This is a genomic window from Pantoea sp. ICBG 1758 (assembly GCF_002928325.1).
GTDB lineage: Bacteria > Pseudomonadota > Gammaproteobacteria > Enterobacterales > Enterobacteriaceae > Pantoea > Pantoea eucrina.
Map to the genome: position 1 here is coordinate 157,383 of NZ_POWL01000001.1, position 21,131 is coordinate 178,513.

Below are 21,131 nucleotides of genomic sequence, written 5' to 3' on the forward strand. Positions count from 1 at the left end.
ATGAAGTTTATTGCACTGAGCCTGATAACCAGCGCGATGCTGGTCAGCCCGTTTACGCAGGCCGGTACTATCAACACGGTAGCCAGTTTTACCGTGCTGGCCGATATCGTAAAACAGGTTGGCGGCGATCATGTGCGTGTCACCTCGCTGGTCGGGCCGGATGGCGATCCGCATACCTTTGAGCCTTCGCCACAGGATAGCCAGGCGCTGGCGCAGGCCAGCGTGGTGTTTGTCAGCGGTCTCGGTCTGGAAGGGTGGATGGATCGGCTGATAACGGCTTCAGGCTATCGCGGCGATGTGGTGGTGGCATCGAGCGGCATCAGCACGCGTACCATGGAAGAGGAGGGCAGTACCGTTACCGATCCGCACGCCTGGAACAATCTGCAGAACGGTGAAATTTATGCGCGTAACGTAATGCAGGCGTTGATAAAAGCCGATCCGCAGGACGCCGCCGACATCCGGCGCAGCGGCGAGCGCTACATTCAGCAGCTGCAGCAGCTCGACAGCTGGGCTAAATCTGCATTTGACGCCGTGCCGCGCAGCGCGCGCAAAGTGCTGACCAGCCACGACGCCTTTGGCTACTTCGGACAGCGTTATGGCGTTACCTTCCTGGCACCGGTCGGCTTTTCCACGGAAGCAGAAGCCAGCGCCAGCGACGTTGCGCAGATTATTAAACAGCTCAGGCGTGAGCATATTCACCGCTACTTTATTGAAAATCAGACCGACCCGCGCCTGGTTAAACAGATAGCCAGTGAATCGGGGGCGCAGCCCGGCGGCGAACTCTATCCGGAGGCGCTCTCCGCTGCTGGCGGTCCGGCTGCGACCTATACGGCAGCATTTCGGCATAACGCGGAAGCGATGCTGAAAAGCATGCAATAAAAAAGGCCGGGGAGCATCCCGGCCAAACTCTCACAACGCATTAACGCTTTTTCTTTCTTCCCTGAACCGCTTTGAAACGTGGATTGGATTTGCAAATCACATAAATACGGCCTTTACGTCGTACCACTTTGCAATCCCGGTGGCGGGTTTTAGCCGACCGAAGTGAACTCACGACCTGCATCGTACTGCTCCTTTATTTGGTGCGCGTCAGGAAGCTGCCAAAGCGCTTGTTGAAGCGCGCCGCGCTGCCCTCTTTGGCGAACTCTTTTTGTTTGCCGGTATAATAAACGTGCGATTTTGAGGAGACATCCAGCGTTACGTAAGGCAGAACTTCGCCTTCAAACTCGATGGTGCGTTCAGTCTTAATCGTTGATCCCACTTTAAAATACTCATCAGCGGTAGTGTCATGGAACAGAACCGGGCGATAGTGCGGATGGATATCAGGCTTCATATGACGATTCCTATGTAATGTTATACTATAACAATATTATGCGCCCGTTATGGCGCGATTGCAACCGTCATCAGGCACCATAAAAAAAGGCCGCATCTGCGGCCTTTTTCATTAAGGAGTAAATCAGTGTTTCGCGTGTTCAGCCGGATGGCTGCCTTCAAGGTCCGCTTTATGCTTACTGAAGCGGCGACGCACCACGACGAAGAAGACCGGTACAAAGAAGATTGCCAGCGCGGTAGCGGTGACCATTCCTCCCATTACGCCGGTACCTACTGCGTTCTGAGCGCCGGAACCGGCACCGCTGCTGATCGCCAGCGGCAGTACACCGAGGATAAACGCCAGTGAGGTCATCAGAATCGGGCGCAGACGCATACGTACCGCTTCCAGCGTCGCTTCCACCAGGCCTTTGCCCTCTTTATCCATCAAATCTTTCGCAAATTCGACGATCAGAATGGCGTTCTTAGCGGAAAGACCAATCGTGGTCAGCAGTCCGACTACAAAGTAGACGTCGTTACTGAGCCCGCGCAGGGTAGTGAAGATCAGCGCGCCAATCACGCCGAGCGGCACGACCAGCATCACCGAGAACGGAATAGACCAGCTCTCATAGAGTGCCGCCAGGCAGAGGAAGACGACAATCAGCGAGATCGCATAGAGCGCCGGGGCCTGGTTACCTGACAGACGTTCCTGATAGGACATGCCGGTCCAGTCGTAGCCGATACCGGTTGGCAGTTTCGACGCCAGCTCCTCCATCATATCCATCGCGTCACCCGAGCTTTTGCCCGGGGCAGCCTGACCGAGGATCTCCATGGAAGGCAGACCGTTGTAACGCTCCAGTCGTGGTGAGCCATACTGCCATTTCGCCGAGGAGAAGGCGGAGAAAGGCACCATATTGCCGGCGCTGTTACGCACATACCATTTGCCAATGTCATCCGGCAGCATGCGCGCATCCGCTTTACCCATAACGTACACTTTCTTCACGCGACCGCGATCGATAAAGTCGTTGACGTAGGATCCACCCCAGGCGGCGCCCAGCGTAGTGTTGATATCAGAGAGCGATACCCCCAGCGCCTGCGCTTTTTCCTGATCGATAATCAGTTTGTACTGCGGCGTATCTTCCAGGCCGTTCGGACGTACGCCAACCAGCGTATCTGAATGCTGGGCGATCATGCCAAACAGCTGATTTCGCGCTTCGGTCAGCTTTTCATGGCCCAGGTTGCCCTGATCAATCAGCTGGAAGTCAAAACCGGTGGCGTTCCCCAGTTCGATAATGGCCGGCAGGTTGAACGGGAAGACCATGGCATCTTTAATCTGACCCAGTGCGCCCATGGCGCGTCCGGCGATAGCCGGTACTTTCAGATCGGCGCTGCCACGCTCATCCCACGGCTTCAGGCTGACAAACGCGATACCGGTGTTCTGACCACGGCCGGCAAAGCCAAAGCCGTTAACGGTGAACACGGAATTGACGCTATCTTTCTCTTTGGTCAGGAAGTAGTCCGTTACCTGATCCAGCACTTTCTGAGTACGCTCCTGGGTTGCACCGGCTGGCAGCTGCGCCTGCGCCAGTAACAGCCCCTGATCTTCTTCCGGCAGGAAGGAGGTCGGCAGCTTCAGGAACAGCCACGCCATGCCAAGAACAATGACCAGATAGATCACCAGATAGCGGCCGGTACTGCGGATAATATGGCTGACGCTGTCGACATAGTGATTGGTGCTTTTGTCGAACATGCGGTTGAACCAGCCAAAGAAGCCGGTGGTTTTACCATGCTCACCTTTTTTAATCGGTTTGAGCATGGTGGCACAGAGGGCAGGGGTGAGGATCAGCGCGACCAGCACCGACAGCGCCATCGCTGAAACGATGGTGATCGAGAACTGACGGTAGATAACCCCGGTCGAACCGCCAAAGAACGCCATGGGAATAAATACCGCAGAGAGCACCAGCGCAATACCGACCAGCGCGCCCTGAATCTGCTCCATGGAGCGTTTGGTCGCCTCTTTCGGCGGCAGTCCCTCTTCTGCCATAACGCGCTCAACGTTCTCGACGACCACGATGGCGTCATCAACCAGCAGGCCGATGGCGAGCACCATACCAAACATCGTAAGCGTGTTAATGGAGTAGCCAAAACCATTGATGATAGCGAAGGTACCCAGCAGCACCACCGGTACGGCGATGGTGGGGATCAGCGTGGCGCGGAAGTTCTGCAGGAACAGATACATAACCAGGAACACCAGCACAATCGCTTCAAACAGGGTTTTAACCACTTCGAAAATGGAGATTTTTACAAACGGGGTCGTGTCATACGGGTAGACGGTCTTCATGCCTGACGGGAAGAACGGCTCCAGTTTACCCAGCTCTGCTTTAACCGCTTCTGCGGTATCCAGTGCATTAGCCCCGGTTGCCAGCTTGATACCGATACCGGATGCGGGCTTGCCGTTGTAACGGGCAATAACTTCGTAGTTTTCACCACCCAGTTCAATTTTTGCCACGTCGCGCAGACGCACCTGCGAACCATCCTGGTTCACCTTGAGCATGATGTTGCCAAACTCATCGGTTGAGGTCAGGCGGGTCTGAGCAATAATCGAGGCGTTAAGCTGCTGGCCCGGCACCGGCGGTGTACCGCCCAGCTGACCGGCAGCGACCTGGGTATTCTGCGTCTGCAGCGCGCTGATGACATCAACCGGCGTCAGCTGATAGTTGTTCAGCTTGTGCGGATCGAGCCAGATACGCATCGCATACTGTGCACCAAACACCTGGGTATCACCTACGCCTGTGGTACGGCTGATAGGATCTTTGATATTAGAGGCGACATAGTCCGCAATGTCGTTCTGCGTCATGCTGCCATCGTCACTGACAAAACCGGCTACCATCAGGAAGCTGCTGGAGGATTTTTTAACCTGAATCCCCTGTTGCTGTACTTCCTGCGGCAGCAGCGGCATCGCCAGCTGCAGCTTGTTCTGCACCTGTACCTGCGCGATATCCGCGTCGGTACCGGACTGGAAGGTCAGCGTCAGCGTCAGCGTACCGGATGAGTCACTGCTCGAGGACATATACATCAGCCCGTCGATGCCGTTCATATTCTGTTCAATAACCTGCGTAACAGAATCCTGCAGCGTTTTTGCATCCGCACCCGGATAAGATGCCTGGATCTCAACCGCCGGTGGCGCAACATTGGGATATTGCTCAATCGGCAGGCTGATGATCGACAGCGCACCCGCCATCATAATGATGATGGCAAGCACCCATGCAAAAATGGGGCGATCGATAAAGAACTTAGCCATGTATCAACGGCTCCTGTTATGACGATGATTTAGCAGACTGAGATTCCTGGGCTGCTTTAGCATCATCTGAGACCTCTTTTGGCGTAACCTGCGCACCCGCTTTCGCGCGCTGAATACCGACGGTAATCACGCGGTCGCCCTCTTTCAGACCATCGGTAACCAGCCATTTGTCACCAAACGCCTGATTTGCAGTGATCTTACGTACTTCTACTTTGTTATCTGCGCCAACAACCATCGCGCTGGCATCACCGGTTGGCGTACGGGTCACGCCGGTTTGCGGCACCAGCAGCGCGGTTGGGTTCACGCCTTCATCCAGACGCGCGCGCACAAACATACCCGGCAGCAGACGGTTATCCGGGTTCGGGAAGATAGCGCGCAGCGTAATCGAACCGGTGGTTTCATCGACGGTGACATCGGAAAATTCCAGTGTTCCCGACTGCTTGTAAGGGCTACCATCCTGCATCAGCAGCGTGACGTTAGCTTTACCATCGGTCTGTTTCAGCTGGCCCGCTTCGAGCTCGGCGCGCAGGCGCAGAAAATCGTCACTGGACTGCGTTACATCGACATACATAGGATCCAGCTGCTGCACGGTCGCGAGCGCGTTAGTCTGACCATTGGAGACCAGGGCACCTTCCGTCACAGAGGATTTGCCGATACGGCCGCTGATAGGCGACGTGACTTTGGTGTAGGCGAGGTTGATACGGGCAGTTTCAACGTTAGCCTGGGCAGCCTGTACGGCAGCCGCAGTCTGAGCCGCAGTGGCCGCTGCGTTGTCGTAATCCTGCTGACTGATATATTTGGTGCCGAGCAGTGGCTTATAACGTTTGATGGTGAGCTGCGCTACGCGGGCATTAGCCTGCGCCTGCGCTAAATCCCCTTTAGCACTGTCGTAAGCTGCCTGATAGGTGGCAGGATCGATCTGATAAAGCGACTGGCCCGCTTTAATATCACTGCCTTCAACAAAATTACGCTTCAGAATGATACCCGACACCTGAGGGCGGACTTCTGCTACGCGAAACGCGGAAGTGCGACCAGGCAGTTCAGTCGTGACCTTCAGGGGTTCAGCTTTTAATGTGACCACCCCGACTTCCGGCGGCTGTTGCTGCTGCTGGCCGGCTTGCTGAGATTTATCATCATCACATCCTGTTAACAAAAAGCTGCCTGAAAGCATCACGGCGGCCGCCAGAGGCACTAACCCTCTGTTTTTATTCATAAATAAAACCTCTAGTGTCCGATATCAAATGATCAATGGATCACAAACCGATAAACCCATTGCTGCGTTAAAACACGGGTCATGCTATGGTACATACATTCACAAATGTATGTAAACTTGCCAGTTTGTAAAAACAGCTCCCTATGGCACGAAAAACCAAAGCGCAAGCACTTGAAACGCGTAATCAAATTCTTGATGCCGCATTAGCACACTTTTCTGAACAGGGTGTGGCCGCCACGTCGCTGGCTGATATCGCCGCAGCGGCTGGCGTCACGCGCGGTGCCATTTACTGGCACTTTAAAAATAAAGCCGATCTGTTACAGGAAATCTGGCTGCGCTGCGACGCCGGGCTGGACGATGTGGAACTTGAGTATCAGACAAAATATCCGGACGATCCACTTTCTGTAATGCGTTCGATGCTGATCTATATCCTTGACGCCACGGCAAAGGATGCGCAAAGACGCGCACTTATGGAGATTATCTTCCATAAATGTGAGTTTGTGGGCGAAATGTCAACGCTGGTTGCGATGCAGCAGGGCTTACTGCAGGCGTGTTATGACCGCATTGAAACCGTGCTGCGCAGCTGCATTGAAGCGGGACAGCTGCCCGGTGCGCTGAATACCCGTCAGGCGGCACTGCTGATGCGCGGCTATATCAATGGCATGATGGAGAGCTGGCTGTTTAATCCGCACAGTTTTGACCTGGCCGCGGAAGCGCCGCAGATCGTTGATGCGTTTCTCGATATGCTGCGGCTGAGCCCGACCCTGAGCGGGCGTTAATCTGCATGCGCGGCGGCCAGCTTCTGTTCATAGTCGCGCCGGACGATCGCCAGCGCGGCCAGCACCGTCGCGGGCGGCACCTGGTTCTCCTCCAGCAGCTGAATCAAATCGACCGCCAGCTTAATCTCATCCGGTGCGCTCTCAAGCGACATACTCTCTCCTAAATTCGTAGTTTTATTGCAACCAGCAGCATCAGCACTGCGCCCGCCAAAGCGGCAGCTACGCCGGCGATATGCAGCGTGCCGATTTCGCCATTCATAAAGTAGGTGGCAATATAGCCGCCAATCAGCGCGCCAATTGCGGCCAGTACCAGCCCGGGGATCATCCCGCCGGGCCTGCCGGGCAGCAGCAGGCGCCTGAGCCAGCCAGCGGCCAGGCCCGTTACTATCCAGATAATCAGCGTCACCGGTTCCTCCTTCTGCCTTATGCGTTGAGTATAGAAGTGCAGCGCTACGGCTGCGCGGCGGGCAGATCGAGCTGATAAAGCGCAGCGCGACAGCGGCTTAATCGCGCCTGCAGCTGCTCCACTTCCCGCATCAGCTGCTGCTGCACGCTCAGCGTTTCTGCCCGGGCAAGATGCGCCTCGCGCTGGCGCAGCATGGCGAGTAGCCGCGTCTCATACCCCTGATACTCAACACGCTTCTGCTGGCGGGTATCCCGCCGCGGCTGCTCCCGCCACGGCCGCAGCTGCTGGCTTTCGCATTCGCGCTGAAGTGCCGCCAGCTGATCCAGCACCCGCTGCGCCAGCCACTGCTGCTGCACGGCGCTGTGCTGTTTTTGCTGCAGATGGTGCAGATTTCGCTCCAGCTCCTGCAGATAGTCGCTCAGGCGGGTGCCTTTAGTATGAAACAGTGCGGCATCAAAGCGCGGCACTCTGCAGACGCCGTCCGGCTGCTGTGCTATGCGCTGGCGCAGCGTTTCAACGATTTTTTGCAGCCGCTCAGGCGCGGAAAGGAGAGGCATCACTTCGGTTCCATGTTAACGTAAGAGCATATTCAGTATTCAGGCATCTGGCATGCAGCGTTTTCTACTGTTGAGCCTTGGCTGGCTGGCGATAGTGCTGGGCACGCTGGGCATTGTATTACCTTTACTCCCGACAACGCCATTTGTGTTGCTGGCCGCCTGGTGTTTTGCCCGTTCATCGCCGCGCTTTCACCACTGGCTGCTGTGGCGCTCGCCTTTTGGCCGCTATCTGCGTCACTGGCAGCGTCATCGTGCCATGCCGCCAGGCGCTAAGGGGCGGGCAATAGTGCTGATTATCATCACCTTTGCGTTCTCGCTCTGGCTGGTAAAGCTGTTCTGGCTGCGTCTGCTGCTGCTGGTGTTATTAGCGATACTGCTGCTCTTTATGTGGCGTATCCCGGTAGTAGCAGAAGAGACAACGCAACATTAACCGCGTCAGGGTTGCATTTAGGCCGCTGTTTGCTTAGATTTGGGCATCTTCGTGCGTGGCTTCCCTCTGTGAAACGACTTCGCTTAACCCGGTCTCCGGGTATTGGCGCTGTTGAAGCTGCGCGTTTTAGATATTTTTCCAGGCGTAACCTTTATGACCGCAACTGCGCAGCAGCTTGAACTGATCAAAAACAGCATCAAAAGTATTCACGACTATCCGAAGCCGGGCATTCTGTTCCGCGACGTGACCAGCCTTATGGAAGATCCGCAGGCCTATGCGGCGGCGATTTCCATTCTGGTTGAGCGTTATCGTGACAAAGGCATCACCAAAGTGGTGGGTACAGAAGCGCGCGGCTTCCTGTTTGGTGCACCCGTAGCGCTGGGGCTGGGCGTAGGCTTTATACCGGTGCGTAAACCGGGCAAGCTGCCGCGTGAAACCTGGCAGGAGCGCTATGAGCTGGAGTACGGTACGGATGCGCTGGAGCTGCACAAAGACGCGATTAAACCCGGCGATATCGTGCTGGTCATCGACGATCTGCTGGCAACCGGCGGCACCATTGAGGCGACGGTAAAACTGATCCGCCGCGCGGGTGGCGAAGTCAACGATGCCGCTTTTGTCATTAATCTGTTCGATCTCAGCGGCGAAGCGCGCCTGACCGCGCTGGGCGTTAACTGCTACAGCCTCGTCAGCTTCCCCGGCCACTAAGGCCTGCTGCGCTCTGCCGTTTTGCAGAGCGCAGTGCTTATCCCATAGGTTACTCTGCCTGCGCCTGCCCGAGACGGGTATAGGCATATTTCGCTGTGGCTGGTAAACTACTGCCCAAATACACAGGGTTTGCGAAGCTGCATTTTTTCCCTTTTTCTGACGGTGGCTGCCGGCTGATTGCCGCGCTGCTGTGCCAACTCAATACAATCCAGTGACCACATCCACATGAGCTATCAGGTACTTGCGCGAAAATGGCGTCCCCAGGCCTTCGCAGACGTAGTGGGTCAGGAACATGTGCTGACTGCGCTCGCCAACGGGTTATCACTGGGACGTATTCATCATGCCTATCTTTTCTCCGGCACCCGCGGCGTAGGGAAAACTTCTATTGCCCGCCTGCTGGCGAAAGGGTTGAACTGCGAAACCGGTATTACCGCTACGCCCTGTGGCAAGTGCGACAACTGCCGGGAAATTGAGCAGGGCCGCTTTGTTGACTTAATCGAGATCGATGCGGCTTCCCGTACCAAAGTGGAAGATACGCGCGATCTGCTGGATAACGTGCAGTACGCGCCAGCGCGCGGTCGCTTCAAGGTCTATCTGATTGATGAAGTACATATGCTGTCGCGCCACAGCTTTAATGCCCTGCTGAAAACGCTGGAAGAGCCGCCGTCCCACGTTAAGTTTTTGCTGGCCACCACCGATCCGCAGAAGCTGCCGATCACTATCCTGTCGCGCTGCCTGCAGTTCCATCTGAAAGCGCTGGACGTTGAACAGATTCAGCAGCAGCTGAGCTATGTGCTGGAGCAGGAGCAGATTGCCGCGGAGCCACGTGCGCTGCATCTGCTGGCGCGCGCTGCCGATGGCAGTATGCGTGATGCGCTGAGCCTGACCGATCAGGCGATCGCCAGCGGGCAGGGCAGCGTCACGCGCGATACCGTCGCGCAGATGCTCGGCACGCTGGATGATGAACAGCCGCTGGCGCTGATTGAAGCGCTGGTGGAGGGCAGCGGCGAACGGGTAATGGCGCGCCTGAATCAGGCCGCTTCGCGCGGAGTAGAGTGGGAAGCGCTGCTGGTTGAGATGCTGCGGCTGCTGCATCGCATCGCAATGGTGCAGCTGCTGCCTGGCTCTCTCAATGATGAAGAGTTCAGTGAAGCGCAGCGCCTGCGTGAGCTGGCGCGTACCCTGCCACCCGCTGACGTGCAGCTCTACTATCAGACGCTGCTGATGGGACGCAAAGATCTGCCGCTGGCACCCGATCGGCGCCTGGGTGTGGAAATGACGCTGCTGCGCGCGCTGGCTTTCCATCCACAGGCTACACTTGCTGAACCGGTGGCGCGTCCGTCGCTGGCACCGCAGGCGGCACCGCAGGTACCTGCCGCCGCCCCGGCTGAGCAGCCTGCTGCGGCTACACAACCGCAGATGGCGCCGGCTACGCAACCGCAGATGGCGCCGCCCGCTGCGCCGGCTCCGGCAGAACCGCAGGCTCCGCCTGCCGGCAATCTGCCGGACACCACCAGTCAGCTGCTGCAGGCGCGTACGCAACTGCTGCGTCAGGGGGCAGGTAAAGTAAAAAAGAGTGAGCCGGCAGCGCGTCCCGCGCGGCCGGCAAATCAGGCGCTGGAGCGTCTGGCTACGGTGACGGAGCGCGTTCAGCAGCGTGCACCCGAAACCGCAAGCGCGCCGGTAAAACCGGAGGCGTACCGCTGGAAAGCACAGCAGCAGAGTGAGGAGAAAGCGGAGCCGGTCGCAACGCCAAAAGCCTTGCGTTCAGCGCTGGAGCATGAGAAAACGCCGGAGCTGGCTGCGCGGCTGGCCGAGGAAGCACAGCTGCGTGATGCCTGGACCGCTGAAATTGCCCGGCTGACGCTGCCAAAGCTGGTGCAGCAGGTGGCGCTCAACGCGTGGAAAGAGCAGCATGAACAGAGCGTGACGCTGCATCTGCGCAGCAGCCAGCGACACCTCAATTCTGCGGCAGCCCGGCAGGCCATTCAGGCTGCGCTAAGCCAGGCGGCGGGTCAGGAAGTTGAACTGACCATCGTGGAAGATGATAATCCGGCGGTGCTGACGCCGCTGGAGTGGCGACAGGCCATCTATGAAGAGAAGCTGGCGCAGGCGCGCCAGTCGCTCGCAAGTGATACCCACATTCAGATGCTGCAGCAGTTCTTTGATGCCGATCTGGATGAAGAGAGTATCCGACCCGTATGATCACGCTGTCGCGCAGAGGTTGCGCGCAGCCCCAGCAGAGAGAGAAAACTATGTTTGGTAAAGGCGGATTGGGCAACCTGATGAAACAGGCCCAGCAGATGCAGGATAAAATGGCCAAGGTTCAGGAAGAGATCGCCGCGCTGGAAGTTACGGGCGAATCGGGTGCGGGTCTGGTTAAAGTAACCATCAACGGCGCGCACAACTGCCGTCGCGTGGAAGTCGATCCCAGCCTGCTGGAAGATGACAAAGATATGCTGGAAGATTTGATTGCTGCAGCCTTTAACGATGCGGCGCGTCGCATCGATGAGACGCAGAAAGAGAAGATGGCTTCTGTCTCTTCCGGTATGCAGCTGCCGCCTGGCTTCAAGATGCCGTTCTGATGCAGACCAGTCCACTGCTTGAAACCTTAATGGAGTCACTGCGCTGTCTGCCGGGTGTAGGCCCGAAGTCAGCGCAGCGCATGGCGTTTCACCTGTTGCAACGCGATCGCAGCGGTGGCATGCGTCTGGCTCAGGCGCTGACGCGCGCGATGTCGGAAATCGGCCACTGTGCCGATTGCCGCACCTTCACCGAACAGGAGATCTGCACCATCTGTGCTAACGCCCGTCGGCAGCAGAACGGGCAGATTTGCGTGGTGGAAAGCCCGGCAGATATTCACGCCATTGAGCAGACCGGCCAGTTTGGCGGACGCTACTTTGTGCTGATGGGACATCTGTCGCCGCTGGATGGGATTGGTCCGCAGGATATCGGGCTCGATCGCCTGGAGCAGCGTCTGGAACATGAGACGCTGCAGGAGGTGATCCTGGCGACCAACCCCACGGTAGAGGGTGAAGCGACCGCCAACTATATCGCTGAGCTGTGCGGTCAGTATGGCGTTGACGCCAGCCGTATTGCACACGGTGTGCCGGTAGGTGGTGAGCTGGAGATGGTTGATGGCACCACGCTGTCGCACTCTCTTGCCGGGCGTCATAAGATTAAATTCTAAGCACTCGCCGGTTTCATTCACTGAAACCGGCTTGAAAATTTTCCCGCCATCCCCATCTCTTCCTCAACGTTCGATCAACCCCGATTCTGTTGAGGTAGCAATGACCATGAAAGGACAAGAGACGCGTGGCTTCCAGTCAGAGGTAAAACAACTTCTGCACCTGATGATCCATTCCCTCTATTCAAACAAAGAGATTTTCCTGCGTGAACTGATCTCCAACGCCTCTGATGCCGCTGATAAGCTGCGCTTCCGCGCGCTTTCCACTCCGGATCTCTATGAAGGCGACGGCGAGCTGCGCGTGCGTATCTCGGTCGACAAGGAGAAACGGACGCTGACGCTGAGCGACAACGGTATCGGTATGCGTCGCGATGAGGTAATTGAAAACCTCGGTACTATCGCTAAATCAGGCACCAAAGCGTTCCTGGAGTCTATGGGCTCTGACCAGGCGAAAGACAGCCAGCTGATTGGCCAGTTTGGTGTGGGTTTCTACTCCGCCTTTATCGTTGCTGACAAAGTGACCGTGCGCACCCGCGCTGCCGGCGCACAGGCCAGCGAGGGCGTGTTCTGGGAGTCAGAAGGCGAGGGCGAATATACCCTGGCAGAAATCGAAAAAGCCGATCGCGGTACCGAGATCACGCTGCATTTCCGCGCAGGGGAAGATGATTTCCTTGACGCCTGGCGCGTGCGTAACGTCATCAGCAAATATTCCGATCACATCGCACTGCCGGTAGAGATCGAAACCAAAGATGAAGAGAACGACACCGTAACCTGGGAGAAGGTCAACAAAGCCCAGGCGCTGTGGACGCGTAATAAAGCGGAGATCAGCGACGACGAGTACAACGAGTTCTACAAGCACATTGCACATGACTTCAGCGATCCGGCTATCTGGAGCCATAATCGCGTGGAAGGCAAGCAGGAGTACACCAGCCTGCTCTACATCCCGCAGCGTGCTCCGTTCGATATGTGGAACCGCGACAGCAAGCATGGCCTCAAGCTTTATGTACAGCGCGTGTTTATTATGGATGACGCTGAGCAATTCATGCCGAACTACCTGCGCTTTGTGCGCGGTCTGATTGACTCTAACGATCTGCCGCTTAACGTCTCACGTGAAATTCTGCAGGACAGCCGTGTCACCCAGAGCCTGCGCGCCGCGCTGACTAAGCGCAGCCTGCAGATGCTGGAAAAACTGGCAAAAGATGATGCAGAGAAGTATCAGCAGTTCTGGAAAGAGTTTGGTCTGGTACTGAAAGAGGGACCGGCAGAAGATAGCGCCAATCAGCAGGCGATTGCTAAACTGCTGCGTTTTGCCACCACGCAGAGCGAAGGCAGCGAGCAGAGCGTATCGCTGGATGACTACCTGAGCCGCATGGTTGAAGGTCAGGAGAAGATCTACTACATCACGGCGGACAGCTATGCCGCGGCGAAAAGCAGCCCGCATCTGGAGCTGTTCCGCAAAAAAGGCATTGAGGTACTGCTGCTCTCCGATCGTATCGATGAGTGGATGATGAGTTATCTCACCGAGTTCGAAGGTAAAACGTTCCAGTCAGTAAGCAAAGCTGATGAGTCGCTGAGCAAGCTGGCGGATGAAGAGACCGAAGAGCAGAAAGAAGCGGAAAAAGCGCTGGAGCCGTTTGTTGAGCGCGTGAAAACGCTGCTGGGCGAGCGCGTTAAAGAGGTGCGACTGACGCATCGTCTGACCGATACGCCTGCTATCGTCACCACTGATGCTAACGAAATGACCACCCAGATGGCGAAGCTGTTTGCCGCCGCCGGTCAGGATGTTCCGGAAGTGAAATATATCTTTGAGATCAATCCGGAGCATGGCCTGGTGAAACGCGTAGCGGATACCCAGGATGAGGCGCGCTTTGCCGAATGGGTTGAACTGCTGCTGGATCAGGCGCTGCTGGCTGAGCGCGGTACGCTGGACGATCCTAACCAGTTTATCCGCCGCATGAACCAGCTGCTGACGGCGTAACGCCGCACAGCGCGAAGCGAATAAAACAGCTAAGGGCGCCATTAATGGCGCCCTTTTTTATGGCGTCAGCACTGCGCCTGCTCTCTGAGCCATGCGCGAAACAGACGGATCTCTGCATTCTGCTCGCGCGAGCGTTTGGCCATCATCCAGGTCGCGCGATCGATGCGCACAAAGCCCAGCGGCGCAATCAGCGCGCCCGCTTCCAGCTCCTGCTGCACCAGCAGTCGCGGGGCCATAATGATCCCCAGACCGCTTCTGGCGGCCTGAATAGCCAGCATCAGATTATCAAAGTGTTTGCCACGCCAGAAATCACCGCGTGCGCCGCTGTTTTTTGCCCACTCAGCCCAGGCGTGCAGCCGGGTATCCGCATGCAGCAGCGGCAGCGTTTGCAGATCGCGCGCGCTCTGCAGGCGTTCGGCGTAGTGGGGCGCACAGAGCGGCCCAATCGCGTCATCGCTGATAAGCGTGGCTTCAATATCATCATCGGGCTGCTGCTCATAACTCAGGATCAGCACATCGGTGTGTTCACTGCGCAGCTGATCGATCTCAACCAGTGACTGAAACTGCACGTCGATATCCGGGTAGCGCTGATAGAAACTGCTGATACGCGGGATCAGCCACTGAGAGAGAAAGCTGGGCGCACAGGAAACAGAGAGGTGATGCCGCATACCGGTACGTATGCTTTCGCAGCTGGTGGCGAGTTCGCTGAACGCTTTCTGACAGCTGACCAGAAGGCGTTCGCCATGCGAGGTGAGTTTGACGCGTCCGTTAGTGCGTACAAACAGCGGTTTGCCCATCCAGCTCTCCAGCTGGCGCACCTGATGGCTGACGGCGCTGTGGGTGACATGCAGGGTTTCCGCTGCCGTACTGAAACTGCTGTGCAGCGCTGCCTGATGAAAATAGCGCAGCGCCCGTAGTGACGGAAGCGCGGTCATACTCGTCCCTTGTGTAAAAACCTAACAGGGATTGTCAGTTTATATCATTTTAATGTCCAGCCGCATTGCCCTAACCTCTGCTCCAGATTCTGGCAGGTTGACGGGACGGGCTGGCTATGTATCAGCCACGCGTTTTATCTGCCGGAAAGCACCACTTCGCAGCTAATACAGGGAAACGTTACGCGATGGCCTCACAAAACGCCTCTGCCAGGGCGGCGATATGCGATCGGCTGCGCAGCCAGCTATCCCGCTACTACCGGCTGGAAAATTACGATCTCTTCTTTGCGCCCACGCTGCATATTGCGCGGGTGGTGCTCTCTCAGCTTTTTTTACGCCAGGAGCAGGCGCGTAATCAGACACGCTACGCCTCGCACCATCCGGTCAGCGAGCTGAGCGTGCTGCCCGCCGTCCCGATGATGGCGGGAAATATCGCCCTGATAGAGCATGTGGATCTGGCGGAAGGGCGGGTGCGCTCGCTCGACGCCTGCCAGAGTCAGGGCGTGACCGACGCTTCCGGGTCGTTTGCCAGCGCGCTGCACAAAACGCTGATTGCCGGCTCCCATCTGTTTGTCGCACACCTGAACCACCATGCAGCGCTGAGCGACGATCTGGTACTGATTGCGCTGCGCACGACAAAATTCAGCACGCTGGTGCGCAGCGAACTGCGGCTGATAGAGCAGGGGCTGGCGCTGGGAAGCGCGCCGCAGCAGGCGCTGACGATGATGGAGAGCGCTGAGTGGAAGCCGTTTAATATCGCCATGGTTGACCGGTTTGCGCTCGAAACGCCGCTACCGCTCGCCTCACTGCAGCAGCCCGGTTTGCCATTTGCCCTGATTGATCTGCCGCCGGCGCTGCATAATGTTACCCTGCCGCCGGAGATCCGGCGGCTGCCCGGACGTTTGCTGATCCCGGCCAGCCTGCGCGGCAGCGGCAGCAAACATACAAACGTCACCGCGACGCTGAAAAAGCAGCTGAAAGCGTTGTTGCTGCGTAGCCTGAATTCCTAAAATCAATCCCTCAGCTGGCGCTTCATCCCAAAGCAGGTCACAGTAGGCGGGCCAGTGATAGCGTGCCCGTTGCCTTGTGGCTGGCGGGTCATAATGGTATGTTCTTGGCCTTCATAGATTGATCAATGCGATTCGCAAGGGGAATTACGCAATGCGTATTATTCTGCTCGGGGCACCGGGCGCAGGTAAAGGCACTCAGGCTCAGTATATTATGGAGAACTACGGTATTCCGCAGATCTCTACCGGTGACATGCTGCGCGCCGCAGTAAAAGCAGGCACCGAACTGGGCCAGCAGGCGAAAGCCATCATGGATGCCGGTAAACTGGTGACTGATGAACTGGTGATTGCGCTGGTTAAAGAGCGTATCGCGCAGGAAGACTGCAAAAACGGCTTCCTGCTCGATGGCTTCCCACGCACCATCCCGCAGGCTGACGCCATGAAAGAAGCGGGCATCAAAGTCGATTACGTGCTGGAATTTGCCGTGCCGGACGAGCTGATCGTCGATCGCATTGTGGGCCGTCGCGTGCACGCGCCTTCTGGCCGCGTGTACCACATCAAAAACAAGCCACCAAAAGTGGAAGGTAAAGATGATGTGACCGGTGAAGAGCTGACCACGCGTAAAGACGATCAGGAAGAGACCGTGCGTAAGCGCCTGGTTGAGTATCATGAGCTGACAGCGCCCCTGATCGCTTACTACAGCAAAGAAGCGGAAGCGGGTAACACCGCCTATCACAAAATTGACGGCACCCGCCCGGTGGCTGACGTCAGTGAAGAACTGCGCCGTATCCTCGGCTAAGTACCAAAAGGGCCGGATGCCTGGCCCTTTTACAGCAATTGCTTTTCCCGCCCGTGATTTCCGCTACAATTTCCCCCGATTCACCACTCTTCGTTGCGATATCAAGGAAACAGAATGAGGCAAGATAAGCCCGGTGTTCTGCTGGTTAACTTAGGCACACCTGAAGCACCTACCACCCCGGCGGTGAAACGCTATCTGAAGCAGTTCCTCGGCGATCCGCGCGTGGTTGATACGCCGCGCTGGCTATGGTGGCCCATCCTTAATTTTATTATTCTGCCGTTTCGTTCGCCGCGCGTGTCGAAACTCTACGCCTCCGTCTGGATGGAAGAGGGATCGCCGCTGATGGTATTCAGCAAGCGGCAGCGTGCCGCGCTGGCGCAGCGCGTGGACATGCCGGTCGAGCTGGGCATGAGCTATGGTCAGCCGAGCCTGGACGGAGCGGTACATCGCCTGCTGGATCAGGGCGTCACGCACCTGATTGTGCTGCCGCTCTATCCGCAGTTCTCCTGCTCTACCGTTGCCGCCGTGTGGGATGGCCTGGCCAGCAGCTTTAAACCGCTGCGCTCGCTGCCGCAGGTCTCCTTTATTCGCGACTATGCTGAGCATCCGGCTTACATTGCCGCGCTGAAAGCCTCCGTTGAGCGCTCATTTGCCCGCCACGGCGAGCCGGATCTGCTGGTGCTCTCTTACCACGGCATTCCGCAGCGTTTCGCCAATGAAGGCGATGATTATCCGCAGCGCTGTAAAGATACCACCGCCGCACTGGCGGCGGCGCTGAATATCGCCCCTGAAAAAATCATGATGACCTTTCAGTCGCGCTTCGGGCGTGAGCCGTGGCTGATGCCCTACACCGATGAGACCATGAAAAGTCTGCCGGCCAAAGGCATTAAGCACGTGCAGGTCATGAGCCCCGGCTTTGCGGCGGACTGTCTGGAAACGCTGGAGGAGATCAGCGGTGAAAACTGTGAAATTTTCCTGCATGCAGGCGGCGAAAAATTTGAATATATTCCCGCGCTTAACGCTGATGACGAGCACATTGAGATGATGGTACAGCTGGTCAACGCGCGCCGCTAAGCGCATCAGGCAGAGAGTATGATATGCTTCTCTGCCTGATTTTCCCTGATGACTGCTTTTCATGAAATTTCCCGGCAAACGTAAATCCAAACACTATTTTCCCGTCAACGCGCGCGATCCGCTGCTGCAGGCTATTCAGCAGGAGCAGGAGGAGGGCAGCTGGGTGGTGGGTATCGACCAGACGCTGGTGGATATCGAAGCCAAAGTTGATGACGCGTTCCTGCAGCGCTACGGCCTGAGTGCCGGGCATTCGCTGGTGATTGACGACGCGACGGCGGAAGCGCTCTATAACGAGTTGATGCGCGAGCAGCTGATCAGCCACCAGTTTGCCGGCGGCACCATTGGCAACACGTTGCACAACTACTCGGTGCTGGCTGACGATCGTTCCGTGCTGCTGGGCGTCATGTGCAATAACATCCAGATTGGCGGCTACGCCTATCGCTATCTCTGCAACACCTCCAGCCGTATGGATCTGAACTTCCTGCAGGGCGTGGACGGCGCGATTGGCCGCTGCTTTACCCTGATTGGCGAGCACGGTGAACGGACCTTCGCGATCAGTCCGGGGCTGATGAACCGGCTGCAGGCGGAGAGTATCCCGGAAGAGGTGATTGCCGGGGCGTCAGCGCTGGTGCTGACCTCCTATCTGGTACGCTGCCAGCCTGGTGAACCGATGCCGGACGCCACGCTGCGCGCCATTGCGTATGCGAAAAAGCATAATGTGCCGGTGGTGTTAACGCTGGGTACAAAATATGTCATTCAGGATAACCCGCAGTTCTGGCGTGATTTCCTGCGCGATCACGTCTCTATTGTCGCGATGAACGAAGAAGAAGCGTTTGCGCTGACCGGTGAACAGGATCCGCTGCTGGCAGCTGATATGGCGCTGGAGTGGGTCGATCTGGTGCTCTGCACCGCCGGTCCGACCGGGCTCTACATGGCGGGCTTCACTGAAGATGAATTTAAGCGCAAAACGAATCACCCGCTGCTGCCGGGCGCGATTGCGGAATTCAACCAGTATGAGTTCAGCCGGGCGATGCGCCAGCAGGATTGTCAGCAGCCGCTGCGCATCTTCTCGCATATCGCGCCTTACATGGGCGGACCGGAAAAGATCATGAATACCAACGGGGCAGGAGACGGGGCGCTGGCAGCGCTGCTGCACGATATCACGGCGAACAACTTCCATCGCCTCAAAGTCCCCAACTCCAGCAAACATGCGCGTGAATATCTGACCTACTCCTCGCTGGCGCAGGTGTGCAAATATGCTAACCGCGTGAGTTATCAGGTGCTGAACCAGCATTCACCGCGCCTGACGCGCGGCCTGCCGGAGCGGGAAGATAGCCTGGAAGAGTCTTACTGGGACAGATAAGCGCGCAGTAAAAAGGGGCGCATCAGTGCGCCCCTGCAGTCAGCGATCCCCGATCAAATCGGGCATTCGCGGGAGATCGGCTCAACGGCGATCTCCTTTTTCAGCACATTGAGCATGCTGCTGGCAATTTCACGCTCGCCCATCACGACCTGATTAGCGCCGCGATCCATAATATAGGCGACTTCGTCGTCATAGTGCGCACGGGCGATAATCTCAATATCCTTGCGCTTCTCACGTGCGGCCACCACCACTTCACCCGCTTCATAGCCATTCGGAATGGTCAGCAGCAGCCAGCGGGCGCAGTCAAGCCGTGCCAGCTCCATGGTCTCTGCGCGTGCTGCATTGCCCAGCACCGCTCTGATACCCTGTTCACGCAGCGCTTCAACGCGCGGGCGGGAGTTTTCCACCACCACCAGCGGGATATCTGCTTCCAGCAGCTGCTGCCCCAGCAGGCTGCCGACGCGTCCATAACCCACAATCACTGCGTGATTACAGATATCTACCGGGATCTGTTTCTCTTCCGCCATCGCCTCTTCCAGCGTCTGCTCCTCAGCGGTTTCAGTTTTATCCAGATAGCGCTCCAGCAGCGAGAAGAGGATAGGGTTCAGCATAATGGAGAGAATAGCCGCCGCCAGCACCAGGTTGCGCCCCTCTTCGCTGAGCAGATCGAGTGAAATGCCGAGGCCGGCGAGAATAAAGGCAAACTCACCAATCTGCGCCAGACTGACCGAAATGGTCAGGGCGGTACGGCGTGAGTGCCCCAGCAGAGTGACCAGCGCCCAGGCGGCGATTGATTTACCCAGCACCACGATGGCGAGCGCGCCCAGTACCGCCAGCGGCTGTTCAATCAGGATCATCGGATTAAACAGCATGCCGACCGATACAAAGAACAGTACGGCAAAGGCGTCGCGCAGTGGGAGCGTGTCGCGCGCCGCGCGGTGGCTCAGCTCAGATTCGTTCAGCACCATGCCGGCGAAGAAGGCGCCAAGGGCAAAGGAGACATCAAAGAACTCTACGGCACCAAAGGCGATACCGAGCGCCAGCGCCAGCACCGATAGAGTAAAGAGTTCACGCGAGCCGGTAGCCGCGCTTTTTGCCAGGATCCACGGGATAACGCGGCGGCCTACCACCATCATCAGCACCATAAAGGCGGCCACTTTACCGATGGTCAGCAGCAGATCCCATGCCAGCAGGGTCGGACTGGCGTTACCCTGTTCCAGCATGCCGGCGATGGCAGGCAGCAGCACCAGCGTCAGCACCATCACCAGGTCTTCCACAATCAGCCAGCCGATCGCAATCTGGCCGCGCTGGCTGTCAATCAGCTGTCGCTCCTCCAGCGCCCGCAGCAGCACTACGGTACTGGCCGTAGAGAGGCACAGGCCAAACACCAGGCCAGTCATCCATGACCAGCCCATGGTCCAGGAGAGCCCCATTCCCAGCAGCGTCGCCACCGCGATTTGCGCCACGGCGCCGGGAATGGCGATCGACTTTACCGCCATCAGATCTTTCAGTGAGAAGTGCAGTCCGACGCCAAACATCAGCAGAATGACGCCCAGCTCTGCCAGTTCAGGTGCCAGATTCGTATCCGCAACAAAGCCTGGCGTAAAAGGGCCCGCAACCACGCCGGCAACCAGATAGCCCACCAGCGGAGAGATGCGCAGGCGATTGGCCAGCATGCCAAGGAGAAACGCGAGGACCAGGCCCCCGACAATAGTGGTGATCAACGGTGTGGTGTGATGCATGCCTGTCTCCTTGTGTGCAAATGTGTCCGCTTGTAACAACCAAGTGTAATGCAAATCCTGCTGCAGCGTTTAGACATTTGCGGGATGAAAGCTGAATAAACTGAAAAAATGCGATAAAAAACGTGCCGAAGCGCTATTTTCAGCAGTTATCCTGGCGTGCAGGTAGTGATAATGCATTACAGCAGCGTTAAAAAGCGCAGCATTCTCCGACGGGCCCAGCCGGCGAGAGCAGATGAAAATAGCAGCGGGTACTGCCTTTCAGCTTGAGTTAAGCAGGGAACTGTGCGACACAGAGGGCAGAAATCTGTCAGGTCCACGATGCAGTGGAAAAAAACGAACAAGGAGAGCGTTGT

General features: G+C 57.1%; 21 protein-coding genes and 1 other annotated feature. Of the genes, 12 read left to right on the forward strand and 9 right to left on the reverse strand.

Annotated features, from left to right (window positions below; all coding sequences use genetic code 11):
- Positions 1-879, forward strand: a complete 879-nt coding sequence (locus tag C1Y41_RS00805) for a metal ABC transporter substrate-binding protein (protein WP_094111508.1) — start codon at positions 1-3, stop codon at positions 877-879.
- 40 nt (positions 880-919) lie between these two features.
- On the opposite strand, the gene ykgO is transcribed toward C1Y41_RS00805, so the two are convergent.
- The 4 genes from ykgO to C1Y41_RS00825 form a co-directional block, all read right to left on the reverse strand.
- Entirely contained in the window at positions 920-1,060 is a 141-nt protein-coding gene (ykgO, locus tag C1Y41_RS00810) for a type B 50S ribosomal protein L36 (RefSeq protein ID WP_071668939.1), read from the reverse strand.
- A gap of 12 nt (positions 1,061-1,072) precedes the next feature.
- Complete coding sequence (locus tag C1Y41_RS00815; RefSeq protein WP_039383008.1) at positions 1,073-1,330, reverse strand: type B 50S ribosomal protein L31; 258 nt, start codon at positions 1,328-1,330, stop codon at positions 1,073-1,075.
- Between the two features lie 123 nt (positions 1,331-1,453).
- Entirely contained in the window at positions 1,454-4,606 is a 3,153-nt protein-coding gene (locus C1Y41_RS00820) for a multidrug efflux RND transporter permease subunit AcrB (protein ID WP_039383009.1), read from the reverse strand.
- Between the two features lie 16 nt (positions 4,607-4,622).
- Positions 4,623-5,819 carry an efflux RND transporter periplasmic adaptor subunit gene (locus C1Y41_RS00825; RefSeq protein ID WP_039383010.1) on the reverse strand — a complete coding sequence of 399 codons (1,197 nt, stop codon included), beginning with the start codon at positions 5,817-5,819 and terminating at the stop codon, positions 4,623-4,625.
- 143 nt (positions 5,820-5,962) lie between these two features.
- On the opposite strand from C1Y41_RS00825, the gene acrR reads away from it, so the two are divergent.
- Entirely contained in the window at positions 5,963-6,598 is a 636-nt protein-coding gene (gene acrR / locus C1Y41_RS00830) for a multidrug efflux transporter transcriptional repressor AcrR (protein WP_039383011.1), read from the forward strand.
- Here the strand turns inward: acrR and rsmS are convergent.
- From rsmS to priC, 3 genes are read right to left on the reverse strand one after another with little or no spacing between them, the layout of a single operon-like run.
- Entirely contained in the window at positions 6,595-6,750 is a 156-nt protein-coding gene (gene rsmS / locus C1Y41_RS00835) for a pleiotropic regulatory protein RsmS (RefSeq protein ID WP_071668940.1), read from the reverse strand. The genes acrR and rsmS overlap by 4 nt on opposite strands.
- Before the next feature lie 8 nt (positions 6,751-6,758).
- Complete coding sequence (locus C1Y41_RS00840; RefSeq protein ID WP_039383012.1) at positions 6,759-7,004, reverse strand: GlsB/YeaQ/YmgE family stress response membrane protein; 246 nt, start codon at positions 7,002-7,004, stop codon at positions 6,759-6,761.
- Positions 7,005-7,048: 44 nt separating this feature from the next.
- The gene (gene priC, locus C1Y41_RS00845; RefSeq protein ID WP_104084632.1) at positions 7,049-7,561 is read right to left on the reverse strand and encodes a primosomal replication protein PriC; all 513 of its coding nucleotides are present in this window, start codon (positions 7,559-7,561) and stop codon (positions 7,049-7,051) included.
- Positions 7,562-7,613: 52 nt separating this feature from the next.
- Here priC and C1Y41_RS00850 point away from each other — a divergent pair, with 52 nt between their 5' ends.
- From C1Y41_RS00850 to htpG, 6 genes are all read left to right on the forward strand, one after another.
- Complete coding sequence (locus C1Y41_RS00850) at positions 7,614-7,991, forward strand: DUF454 family protein (RefSeq protein WP_039383014.1); 378 nt, start codon at positions 7,614-7,616, stop codon at positions 7,989-7,991.
- A 153-nt stretch (positions 7,992-8,144) separates the two neighbouring features.
- Entirely contained in the window at positions 8,145-8,696 is a 552-nt protein-coding gene (gene apt / locus C1Y41_RS00855) for an adenine phosphoribosyltransferase (RefSeq protein ID WP_039383017.1), read from the forward strand.
- A 225-nt stretch (positions 8,697-8,921) separates the two neighbouring features.
- Positions 8,922-10,901 (forward strand): DNA polymerase III subunit gamma/tau, encoded by a 1,980-nt coding sequence (dnaX, locus tag C1Y41_RS00860; RefSeq protein WP_104084633.1) that lies wholly within the window; start codon positions 8,922-8,924, stop codon positions 10,899-10,901.
- Positions 10,246-10,307 (forward strand) — a sequence feature (DnaX frameshifting element). It overlaps the preceding gene by 62 nt.
- Before the next feature lie 50 nt (positions 10,902-10,951).
- A complete protein-coding gene (locus C1Y41_RS00865) occupies positions 10,952-11,281 on the forward strand; it encodes a YbaB/EbfC family nucleoid-associated protein (RefSeq protein WP_031377860.1) in 330 nt (109 codons plus the stop codon).
- The gene (gene recR / locus C1Y41_RS00870) at positions 11,281-11,886 is read left to right on the forward strand and encodes a recombination mediator RecR (protein ID WP_039383019.1); all 606 of its coding nucleotides are present in this window, start codon (positions 11,281-11,283) and stop codon (positions 11,884-11,886) included. The genes C1Y41_RS00865 and recR overlap by 1 nt, the downstream gene beginning before the upstream one ends.
- Positions 11,887-11,986: 100 nt before the next feature.
- A complete protein-coding gene (gene htpG / locus C1Y41_RS00875) occupies positions 11,987-13,861 on the forward strand; it encodes a molecular chaperone HtpG (RefSeq protein ID WP_071668943.1) in 1,875 nt (624 codons plus the stop codon).
- 65 nt (positions 13,862-13,926) lie between these two features.
- On the opposite strand, the gene C1Y41_RS00880 is transcribed toward htpG, so the two are convergent.
- Positions 13,927-14,796, reverse strand: coding sequence for a LysR substrate-binding domain-containing protein (locus C1Y41_RS00880; RefSeq protein ID WP_039383021.1), 870 nt, complete (start codon positions 14,794-14,796; stop codon positions 13,927-13,929).
- A gap of 185 nt (positions 14,797-14,981) precedes the next feature.
- Here C1Y41_RS00880 and C1Y41_RS00885 point away from each other — a divergent pair, with 185 nt between their 5' ends.
- The 4 genes from C1Y41_RS00885 (at position 14,982) to C1Y41_RS00900 (ending at position 19,036) form a co-directional block, all read left to right on the forward strand.
- Positions 14,982-15,803 (forward strand): DUF6024 family protein, encoded by an 822-nt coding sequence (locus C1Y41_RS00885; RefSeq protein ID WP_071668945.1) that lies wholly within the window; start codon positions 14,982-14,984, stop codon positions 15,801-15,803.
- A gap of 151 nt (positions 15,804-15,954) precedes the next feature.
- Positions 15,955-16,599: an adenylate kinase gene (gene adk, locus C1Y41_RS00890; RefSeq protein ID WP_039383025.1), complete on the forward strand. Its 645-nt coding sequence runs from the start codon at positions 15,955-15,957 to the stop codon at positions 16,597-16,599.
- Positions 16,600-16,713: 114 nt separating this feature from the next.
- The gene (hemH, locus tag C1Y41_RS00895; protein ID WP_039383026.1) at positions 16,714-17,673 is read left to right on the forward strand and encodes a ferrochelatase; all 960 of its coding nucleotides are present in this window, start codon (positions 16,714-16,716) and stop codon (positions 17,671-17,673) included.
- A 61-nt stretch (positions 17,674-17,734) separates the two neighbouring features.
- Entirely contained in the window at positions 17,735-19,036 is a 1,302-nt protein-coding gene (locus tag C1Y41_RS00900) for an inosine/guanosine kinase (RefSeq protein ID WP_039383027.1), read from the forward strand.
- A gap of 53 nt (positions 19,037-19,089) precedes the next feature.
- Here the strand turns inward: C1Y41_RS00900 and ybaL are convergent, their stop codons facing one another.
- On the reverse strand, positions 19,090-20,778 hold the full coding sequence (ybaL, locus tag C1Y41_RS00905; RefSeq protein WP_039383029.1) for a YbaL family putative K(+) efflux transporter: 1,689 nt from the start codon (positions 20,776-20,778) through the stop codon (positions 19,090-19,092).
- Positions 20,779-21,131 lie beyond the last annotated feature (353 nt).